The 7,969-nt window shown below is 62.9% G+C and carries 13 protein-coding genes; 9 read left to right on the top strand and 4 right to left on the bottom strand.

From position 1 onward, the window contains the following. Both ACSVIE_RS20830 and ACSVIE_RS20835 read left to right on the top strand, forming a co-directional pair. A partial coding sequence (locus ACSVIE_RS20830) for a tyrosine-type recombinase/integrase (protein ID WP_442425122.1) occupies window positions 1-413 on the top strand: 413 nt, incomplete at its 5' end. Next, window positions 410-718 carry a helix-turn-helix domain-containing protein gene (locus ACSVIE_RS20835; RefSeq protein ID WP_442425123.1) on the top strand — a complete coding sequence of 103 codons (309 nt, stop codon included), beginning with the start codon at window positions 410-412 and terminating at the stop codon, window positions 716-718. The genes ACSVIE_RS20830 and ACSVIE_RS20835, both read left to right, overlap by 4 nt. Window positions 719-770: 52 nt before the next feature. Here ACSVIE_RS20835 and ACSVIE_RS20840 read toward each other — a convergent pair whose 3' ends face one another. Further along, complete coding sequence (locus ACSVIE_RS20840) at window positions 771-980, bottom strand: hypothetical protein (protein WP_442425124.1); 210 nt, start codon at window positions 978-980, stop codon at window positions 771-773. Window positions 981-1,094: 114 nt separating this feature from the next. Here ACSVIE_RS20840 and ACSVIE_RS20845 point away from each other — a divergent pair, with 114 nt between their 5' ends. Beyond that, window positions 1,095-2,171, top strand: a complete 1,077-nt coding sequence (locus ACSVIE_RS20845) for a tyrosine-type recombinase/integrase (RefSeq protein ID WP_442425125.1) — start codon at window positions 1,095-1,097, stop codon at window positions 2,169-2,171. 64 nt (window positions 2,172-2,235) lie between these two features. On the opposite strand, the gene ACSVIE_RS20850 is transcribed toward ACSVIE_RS20845, so the two are convergent. Then, entirely contained in the window at window positions 2,236-2,718 is a 483-nt protein-coding gene (locus ACSVIE_RS20850) for a hypothetical protein (RefSeq protein WP_442425126.1), read from the bottom strand. Between the two features lie 236 nt (window positions 2,719-2,954). Between ACSVIE_RS20850 and ACSVIE_RS20855 the strand changes: the two genes are divergently transcribed. The 3 genes from ACSVIE_RS20855 to ACSVIE_RS20865 all read left to right on the top strand — a co-directional run bounded on the left by ACSVIE_RS20855 (window position 2,955) and on the right by ACSVIE_RS20865 (window position 4,155). Continuing rightward, on the top strand, window positions 2,955-3,161 hold the full coding sequence (locus tag ACSVIE_RS20855) for a hypothetical protein (protein ID WP_442425127.1): 207 nt from the start codon (window positions 2,955-2,957) through the stop codon (window positions 3,159-3,161). Window positions 3,162-3,491: 330 nt separating this feature from the next. Further along, window positions 3,492-3,755, top strand: a complete 264-nt coding sequence (locus tag ACSVIE_RS20860; protein ID WP_442425128.1) for a hypothetical protein — start codon at window positions 3,492-3,494, stop codon at window positions 3,753-3,755. Window positions 3,756-3,768: 13 nt separating this feature from the next. Beyond that, a complete protein-coding gene (locus tag ACSVIE_RS20865; protein WP_442425129.1) occupies window positions 3,769-4,155 on the top strand; it encodes a response regulator transcription factor in 387 nt (128 codons plus the stop codon). Between the two features lie 140 nt (window positions 4,156-4,295). On the opposite strand, the gene ACSVIE_RS20870 is transcribed toward ACSVIE_RS20865, so the two are convergent. Continuing rightward, entirely contained in the window at window positions 4,296-4,508 is a 213-nt protein-coding gene (locus ACSVIE_RS20870) for a hypothetical protein (RefSeq protein ID WP_442425130.1), read from the bottom strand. Between the two features lie 169 nt (window positions 4,509-4,677). Here ACSVIE_RS20870 and ACSVIE_RS20875 point away from each other — a divergent pair, with 169 nt between their 5' ends. Both ACSVIE_RS20875 and ACSVIE_RS20880 read left to right on the top strand, forming a co-directional pair. Beyond that, window positions 4,678-5,415, top strand: a complete 738-nt coding sequence (locus tag ACSVIE_RS20875; RefSeq protein WP_442425131.1) for a GAF and ANTAR domain-containing protein — start codon at window positions 4,678-4,680, stop codon at window positions 5,413-5,415. Between the two features lie 129 nt (window positions 5,416-5,544). Then, window positions 5,545-6,276: a GAF and ANTAR domain-containing protein gene (locus ACSVIE_RS20880; RefSeq protein WP_442425132.1), complete on the top strand. Its 732-nt coding sequence runs from the start codon at window positions 5,545-5,547 to the stop codon at window positions 6,274-6,276. Between the two features lie 49 nt (window positions 6,277-6,325). On the opposite strand, the gene ACSVIE_RS20885 is transcribed toward ACSVIE_RS20880, so the two are convergent. Continuing rightward, window positions 6,326-6,508 (bottom strand): hypothetical protein, encoded by a 183-nt coding sequence (locus ACSVIE_RS20885; protein WP_442425133.1) that lies wholly within the window; start codon window positions 6,506-6,508, stop codon window positions 6,326-6,328. A gap of 321 nt (window positions 6,509-6,829) precedes the next feature. On the opposite strand from ACSVIE_RS20885, the gene ACSVIE_RS20890 reads away from it, so the two are divergent. Next, a complete protein-coding gene (locus ACSVIE_RS20890) occupies window positions 6,830-7,810 on the top strand; it encodes a YsnF/AvaK domain-containing protein (protein WP_442425134.1) in 981 nt (326 codons plus the stop codon). The last annotated feature ends 159 nt before the right edge of the window (window positions 7,811-7,969 follow it).

Genomic DNA, 7,969 nt, shown 5'->3' on the forward strand with positions numbered 1-7,969 from the left:
TGGAGTACTGGCTCTCCCCCGATGGTCGCAAACGCTTCGCCACCGCGGACCGTTCAGCCAGCATGTGGCCCTCGGAGCGCTCGGGTTCCACTGTTTACCGCAACTTCGACCGGGCCTTCCAACGCATCAGGAAAACCGCTGGATTGCCGGACGAGCTTTCCCTGCACACCCTGCGGCATTCCTACGTCACCCACCTGATCGAGGCCGGCTACGATCCGTTGTTTATCCAGCAGCAGGTCGGTCACAGCTACTCATCGACCACAGCCCTCTATACTTCCGTGTCGGCGGACTTCAAACAGAAGACCGTCCAGAAGATGATCGCTCAGCGGCTACGCGGCAGCGGCACTGACGAAGGGAACGGCCCATGGCTGAACAGCGACGGATCGGCTACCGATGGAACCTTCGGAAGATGATGGCCCAACGAAACCTCTGGAAAACCACCGAGCTCCTCCCCCTCCTCAAAGCCCGCGGCATCAACCTCTCCAACGCCCAGGTCCACCGGCTCGTCACAGGAACCCCTGAACGCATCCCCGCCCAGACCTTTGCAGCGCTCTGCGACATCCTCGAATGCACGCCCAACGACCTGTTCGAACCCTACGTGCAGATGCGCGCTGCCAAGACCGCCAACGCCCCTAAACGGCCAGAAGACCTCGGAATCCAGCCAGGCTCACCGGTCGCACGCCGGATCAGGATCCTACCACCGGACGAAGATGCCTAGACCCCGGAAACCCAGCGACCCCGCGAAATGGCCCGAACCCTGCGGACGCTGCTCAGAACACCGCCAAATCGTCGTCCGCTGGCCCGACAGCGGAATCTGTGGCTACTGCTACCAGCAAGCCAAACGAACCCGGGGCACCTGCGCCTGCGGCCACGAAGGTATCCTGCCCGGCCGGGTAGACATGCTCCCGGCCTGCCGCAAATGCTCCGGCGTCAAACTCAACATCGACTGCATCGGCTGCGGCAACGAAGATGAGATCCACTCAGGAAACCGCTGCTGGGCATGCGTCCTCTCAGCAACAGTCGACCGGCTCCTCACCCCGGAAAGGCATGGTCCTTCCCCTGAACTGCAAGCCATCGCGACAGCGCTGAAATCCATGAAACGAGCCAACAGCGGCCTCACCTGGATCCAGCAACCCCACGTGACCGACTTCCTCCGCCAACTGGCAGCATCGCCCGACATCACCCACACCAGCCTCGACCAACTGCCCGCCTCGCCAACCCGCGAATACGTCCGCGGCCTCCTCGTCGAACACAACGTCCTGCCCCGCCGTGACGAGCTCAGCACACGCTTCACCAGCTGGGCCGGCCAAGCGCTCGACAGGGTCACGACCCAGAACCATCGCGACGTCATCCGCCGCTACATCCGCTGGCACCACCAACGCCGCATGAACCAAATGGACGAAGTCACCCAAGGGACCTTCCTCAGAGCCAAACAATCAGTCACGGTCGCCATCGAACTGCTCAACTGGCTCACCGAACACCACACCGGCCTGCCAACCATGACGCAGGCACACCTGGACCGCTGGCAAGCAGAAGGCACCACCACCAGAGGCATCGCATCCCGCTTCCTCGACTGGGCAACCAAAACCAACCTCATCGACCCCTCACTGAAGCTGCAACCCCACCGCCGCGGCACCAGCCCCCGACTCGACGCAGCCACACAACAAGACCTTGTCCAAGGCCTCACCCACACAACCGAAATGAGCCCACGAGACCGCGCGGCCGCGATCCTCGTCCTGGTCTTCGGCCAGCAGATCTCCGACGTCGTCAAACTCACCTGGGACCACGTCAAGGTCACCGACGAGGAAGTCACCATCACCCTCGGAACCGTCGAGATTGCCCTCACACGGCCTCTCGATGAACCCTGGCGAGAGTTGGCGGCCACTCCCACACATGATCAGACCGCCGCGCACCCCAACAGCAACTGGGTCTTCCGCGGCGGCTCACCCGGAAAACACCTCCGAGCCGCCACCCTCACCGAACGACTCAGAACAGCCTTCAGCACCCGGGCAGCCAGGCTCGGAACCCTCCACGAACTCACCAAAGTCGCCCCCGTTGCCATCATCGCCGAAGCCCTCGGATACTCCCCCGTCACGATAGAACGGCAGGCCATCGACTCATCAGCGAACTACGCCCAATACATCGCCGCGACAGCGCAGCCCAGGGAGTAACCCTGAGAGGTACCAACGCCTAACGGCACCGACGGATCGATCATCCACGCCCCACCGGTGTGCGTCATGGTCCTTGGGGGTCATCCATGAGCCGGTAGCCGGTGCCGATGACCTCCTCGGGTTTCACGATCGCGTGTTGTTGCCGGTTCAGGAAGAGCCGGTACGTTGCCTCTGGCGGCCCATCGCCGGTCTTGGGGGATTCAACGAGGCGGTAGGCAAGCGCACTCCACTGCCGGCCAAGCAGGGCGCGAAGCCAGGCGTCACTTTCGGTTTGGGTGACTACGGCACGGGTGCCGGTTTGAGAGCGGTGAGCGACGACTACGACCGTGACGGCCATGCCTTCCGGTCCGTGCCCGGCTGTGAGCCAGGAGATGCCGATTAGATCAGCGACGATGGTCACTTTGATTGAACTGCTCTCCATGGAACCTTCGGGACCGAAACGCCAGGTGTGACGGGTCTGCCCGTCTCCGGCATTGACGACCGCTCCGCGGAACCCCTCCTGCAACAGCATGTGCGAGTAATGGATCCTGCTGCCGAACTCGTCCATGCGGTGCCCCTTGATCGGCCCGGCCAACCAGCCCCGGGGTCACTCCAGCTCCCAGCATGCGCCTCAATATGCACCGAAGCAAGTGGGCCCGGCTCCCGGGAACCAACGCGGGTAGATACCTCCGACGCAAAAGTAAGTATACTGATAATTACCAGGGCCTATTCTGCAACATGCCCCCTTCCCGGGGGTGCAAGCGAACCGGCGGCTTTCTTGGCGACAGGAAGGGTGCGCGCGACATGTCAGTTGAGCAAATCCGCACGGAAGCGTTGGACCTGATCCGGGCCGGGGAGTTGGACCTGACCGGGATCTGGATCGAACTCTTCGCCCGGGGAGGCGAAGGAACGGTCGAGGATCTCGATGAATTCCTCTCCGGGCTGGACCCGGTCAGCGATTCATATGCCCTGCTGTTGGCGATCACCCTCAAGGAAATCCAGCACGACTAAGGACACCAGGCCAGGTGTTCAGTCCTCGAAATAGGCTTCGTCCTCGACGCGGCCGGCCACGTGGCTGATAATTTCGGCGGCCACGTCCCGGATCTTTTCATTCCGGTGGCTCGAGGCTCTCTTGAGTATCACGAAGGCTTGCCAGAACAGGCTTTTCTCAGGTGCCGAAACCAAAACAGAACCGCTTCCCGCCAGCCGTGGAAGATACCGCCGGGCATGTCGTTGCCGTAGCCGCGTCTATGCTTCAACACCAACGTGGTGTAGGTTTCAATCATCAGGAGGCAGATGAAGTTCCTATGACGCCGCCGCCGGTTACCACGGAAGGCAGTCATGGACAGCGCACGGCAAGCAGCGCAGGAGTACCTGAACAACCACCGCCTCAACACTGACGAACTCTGGCTCCACTACTGGTCCAACGGTGGAGAAACGCTAAGCGCGGATTTTGCGGCTTACCTGGCTCAGGTCCAGGACCCGCCAGAGGCCGAACAGCAGGTCCTGACGTGGGCGCTGCAGGAGCTGATGGCCGCAGACGGACTATGGCTGGCCCCACCGCGCGTCGCAGCCCGGGTGCCGGGACCTGGAATCCTGCCCTGAAGCCGGTCGACCCATGGGTCCGCGAGGCAAGTGCCTCGTCATCGAAGACGACCGCGACATCGGCGACCTACTGCGCGACATTCTGACCCAAGCAGGATTCGAAGTCCGCGTCGAAACAACCGGCACGGGAGCCTTGGCCGCCGCAGCAGAGGCGGACTTTGCCCTGATCACCCTGGATCTGGGCCTACCCGACATGGACGGCACGCAGATAACCCACTTGCTTCGCACACGCTCCGGAGCCCCCCTACTCGTCATCACCGCCCGAACCGCCACCAGCACTGATGACAACAGCGGATACCCGCGGGCGGGATACCTTTCAAAGCCCTTCCGCCCCGCCCAGCTAAGAACCCTTATTGACCAACTGCTACCACCGGGTGGGATGCCCCTGCCCGGAGCTTGACTCAATACCGCGGTTGGAAACAGCTCGCCGAAGGGTTCCGGGCTTCCCCGGTCGCTGAAGGTCGCAACGATGACACCGCCATCAGAACGCTTGGGCGCCCCCGACCGAGCAGTCGCCTTCCCGCCAGAGGCGGACGGGGCCTACTCATGTGAAGAATTCCCGGTAACTTCATGAAGGGCCCACGCCAGGAACCTTAAGTCCCACGAGGGAATTTCTTCCACCTCGTAGACGTAAAGGCCAAGGTCGTACAGGCTCGCGCTTCCACCTTCGCCCCAGTACCGGACCCAGAGCCGTTCAAGGGTCAGCTCGTGCTGTTCGATTAGTGTCCTGGCTGTCTGCAGTGAGTGATTCATCGCTGTTATCCGGATGGTGTCGGTGCCTCCTCGCAGAACCCGAAACCATCAGGTTCCTTACTTCTTAAGGTAGCTTGTGCTCCCTCGCTGGGCCAAGGCATCTGTCCGGCAATGTTTCGGCGTAAACCAATGAGTGACGGGGCAAGGGCCGGTCCATAGGATGGGGCTCATGGAACCGACCGAGCACGCCGAGCACATCCGGAGCCTTCATGAACTGGTGACGGGCAGCTCAGATATCACCGGAATCCTTGAGGGGGTGACGGTGTTCGCGTCCAAGGCCATGAGTGAGGCCGCGGGCGCGCCCATTGACTGCGCGTTGACGCTACGGCGGCGCAAGCGCACCGCGACCGTGGCCGGAAGCAGCGAGAAAGCTGTCGCGTTGGACCGGATTGAACAGTCCCTGGGGCATGGGCCCTGCCTTGACGCCCTGAACGCCGGGGAACTGCGCCTGCTCGCTGATGTGGCAACGGATGTGTCCTGGCCCGAGTTCAGCAAGGTATTGGCCGCTGAGGGGTGCGCCAGTGTCCTGGGTGTTCCGTTGGAGCTGGGAGAGACCTCCGAGGCGGTGTTGAACTTCTTCGCCACCCAGCCGGGATTGTTCACCGCGGAGGTCATCGCCGAAGCGGCGGCCTTCGCGGACGTCGCGGGCAGCACACTCCGTCTGGCCATCCGGATCGAAAGCGTCGAACGACTCAACGAAGACCTCAAAGCGGCAATGGCCAGCCGCAAAGACATCGACATGGCCTGCGGTGTCCTGATGGCCCAAAGCGAATGCTCACCCGAGAAAGCGTTTGAGATCCTGAAGAAGGCCTCCAGCAGCCGGAACGAGAAACTGCATGCCGTCGCCGCCGAGATCGTCTCCCGCTACACCGAGAAAGGCCACACCCCGCTCCAGTTCGAGGACTGACCCGCGGCACGGGCCTGGCGCCGTCAACCAAACGCGGGTGGTTCCGCCGGCGCTCTTCCCGCCGTTTACGGCTCTTCGGCATGCAGGGTACTCATTGAAGAGCAGGCCTTGCCTCTCTACATTGGAAGTATGTCCGTGCACCAGCGCGCACTCGATATTGAACGGGTCCAGACCCTCCTCGTCGGCAGCGATGACCTTCAGGAGCTCCTGGACGGACTCGCTGTCCTGGCCGCGGAAGTGGCCGGCCGGGAGGCCGGTGTGCCGGTTGAATGCGCGGTTTCCCTGCACAGGCGCAAACGCCCGTCCGTGCATTCAGGGACGACGCCGATGGCCCTCCAACTGATCGAATCCGAACACGGAGCCGACACCGGACCACTCATCGAAGCGAGTATGTTCGGGTCCAGGGTGTGGCTTGATGACGCCACTATTGAGGAGCACTGGCCCCTGTACGGGAAAACCCTGGCCTTGGCCGGCTACGCCAGCGCCCTGATTGTTCCCCTCGAAGTGGGTGAGCGTGCCCACGCGGTCCTGGTGTTCCTCTCAGGAACCCCGAACACCTTCACCCAAGCCACCACCGCGGAAACAACCTTCCTCACGGACGCCGTGAGTCAGGCTTTGCGGATCGCCGTGAAGATCGCCACCGGGACGGAGCTCCTCGACGATCTCAAAGCTGCCATGAAGTCCAGGACCGTCATTGATCTGGCCTGCGGCATGATCATGCTCGAGGACCATTGCAGCCAAGAGGAAGCTTTCGAAACCCTGAAAAAGGCCTCCTGCGGCCGGAACCAGAAACTCTCTGTCATCGCAGAAGACATCGTCCGCCGGACCGGTCATACCAGCGGCCCTCCAACAGCCACGTAATACCCGTAAAACGTCTGGCTGCCCGGGAAATGGCGCACCTGACGGCGGGTCAGTAGCCAACTTCGACTGTGAAGTCTTCTTTCGGGCGTCCGGTGAGTGCGGCGGCGGCTTCGGCGACGACGGCGGTGATGTCGGCTACGCGTCCTACGTAGAGTTCGAGTATCGGGAGCTCTTCCACGTGCAGGTCGATCCGGCCGTCTGTTGCTTGCTTGATCGTAACCGTCAGCCGCATAGGATCCCCCTTCCTGATGTGCCTTCAGGTTACCGGCGCCGCGTTGCAGCCGGGTTGCAGGTGGCACCGTGCCGTGACGCGGGAGTGGTTGCGTCGTGTTGCCTGCTTAGCCTTTCCAGGGCGGGGTACGTGTCCGGTATGCAGCAGCCTCTGGTGTTGATGGGTGTCGTTCTGGGGGCCGCCATTTTGTGGGTGGGGTTCGTTTTGTCATGCTCAGCGGTCTGGACCGGGCCCGAAGAAGAGCGCAAAAGCAGGCCAGGGAAAGCGCCGAGCAGGCCTTGGTCCGCAAGCGCCGCAGGTCCCGGCGGCGCCCGCCGGCCCATGCCCGGGTACGTTGACGCGCCGGGGGTTTACGTCGACGACGACACCTCACGACCTTCCTGGGTCACGGTCAAGACCGGCCTGTTCGGGACCTCCGAATCGTTCGTTCCGCTCGAAGGCGCCAGGACCGAGGGCAGCGACATCGTCGTCCCCTACAGCAAAGACAAGGTCAAGGACGCCCCCAGGATCGACCCGGACGGGCACCTGGAAATCGAGGAAGAAGACCGCCTCTACAGCTACTACGACCTCACCGGCGGCAACCGCACCGACGTCGACACCGGGCGCACCAACACCGGCCAGGCCTACAGTGGCACCACGACGGACACCACGACGAGGACCGGGGACGTCACCGACAGGGATGGCACCTACCGTGACACGGACCGCGACGTGACGGACAGAGACACGGTCGGGCGTGACACCTCGGGCCCGACCACCGATGACGCGATGACCCGCTCGGAGGAACAACTGAACGTCGGGACGGAACGGCAAGCAACCGGCAGGGCACGGCTGCGTAAATACATCACCACCGAAAACGTCAGCACCACCGTGCCCGTCCAGCGCGAGGAAGTCCGGGTCGAACGGGAACCCATCAACGACGCGAACGTCGGCGACGCCATGGACGGGCCCGAGCTGAGCGAGGAAGAACACGAAGTCACCCTCCACGAGGAACGCCCCGTCGTGGAAAAGGAAACCGTACCCGTCGAAAGGGTGCGCCTGGATAAGGACACCGTCACCGAGGAACACACCGTCAACGAAGAAGTCCGCAAGGAAAACATCGACGTCGACGACGACGGCACCAACCGCCCGCTGAACCTCCCGGACCGGGAACGCCGCGGGTCAGCAAACCTCCAGGGCCGTGACCGGGGTAACCACCCCGGGCACGGCCCTGAAGGCGGTCCGAGAGAGGAAATGACTGGCAGAGCGAAACGTCTCCGGCTCCAGCACCCCCCGGCGACGCCGGAACGAGATCGTGGCCGCTGAGAAGGAACGCTTCAGCGGCATCAAATGGGGCTCGGCATTCTTTGGCTGGCTGTCCGCCATCGGCATGACCGTGCTGCTCAGCGCTCTGGCCACCGCAATCGGTGCATAAATCTAGCCGGAGTGCTACTCGTCCCACTTCAACACGTCCCGCTGCCAGTC

The organism is Paenarthrobacter sp. NCHU4564 (assembly GCF_052156435.1).
Taxonomy (GTDB): Bacteria; Actinomycetota; Actinomycetes; order Actinomycetales; family Micrococcaceae; genus Arthrobacter.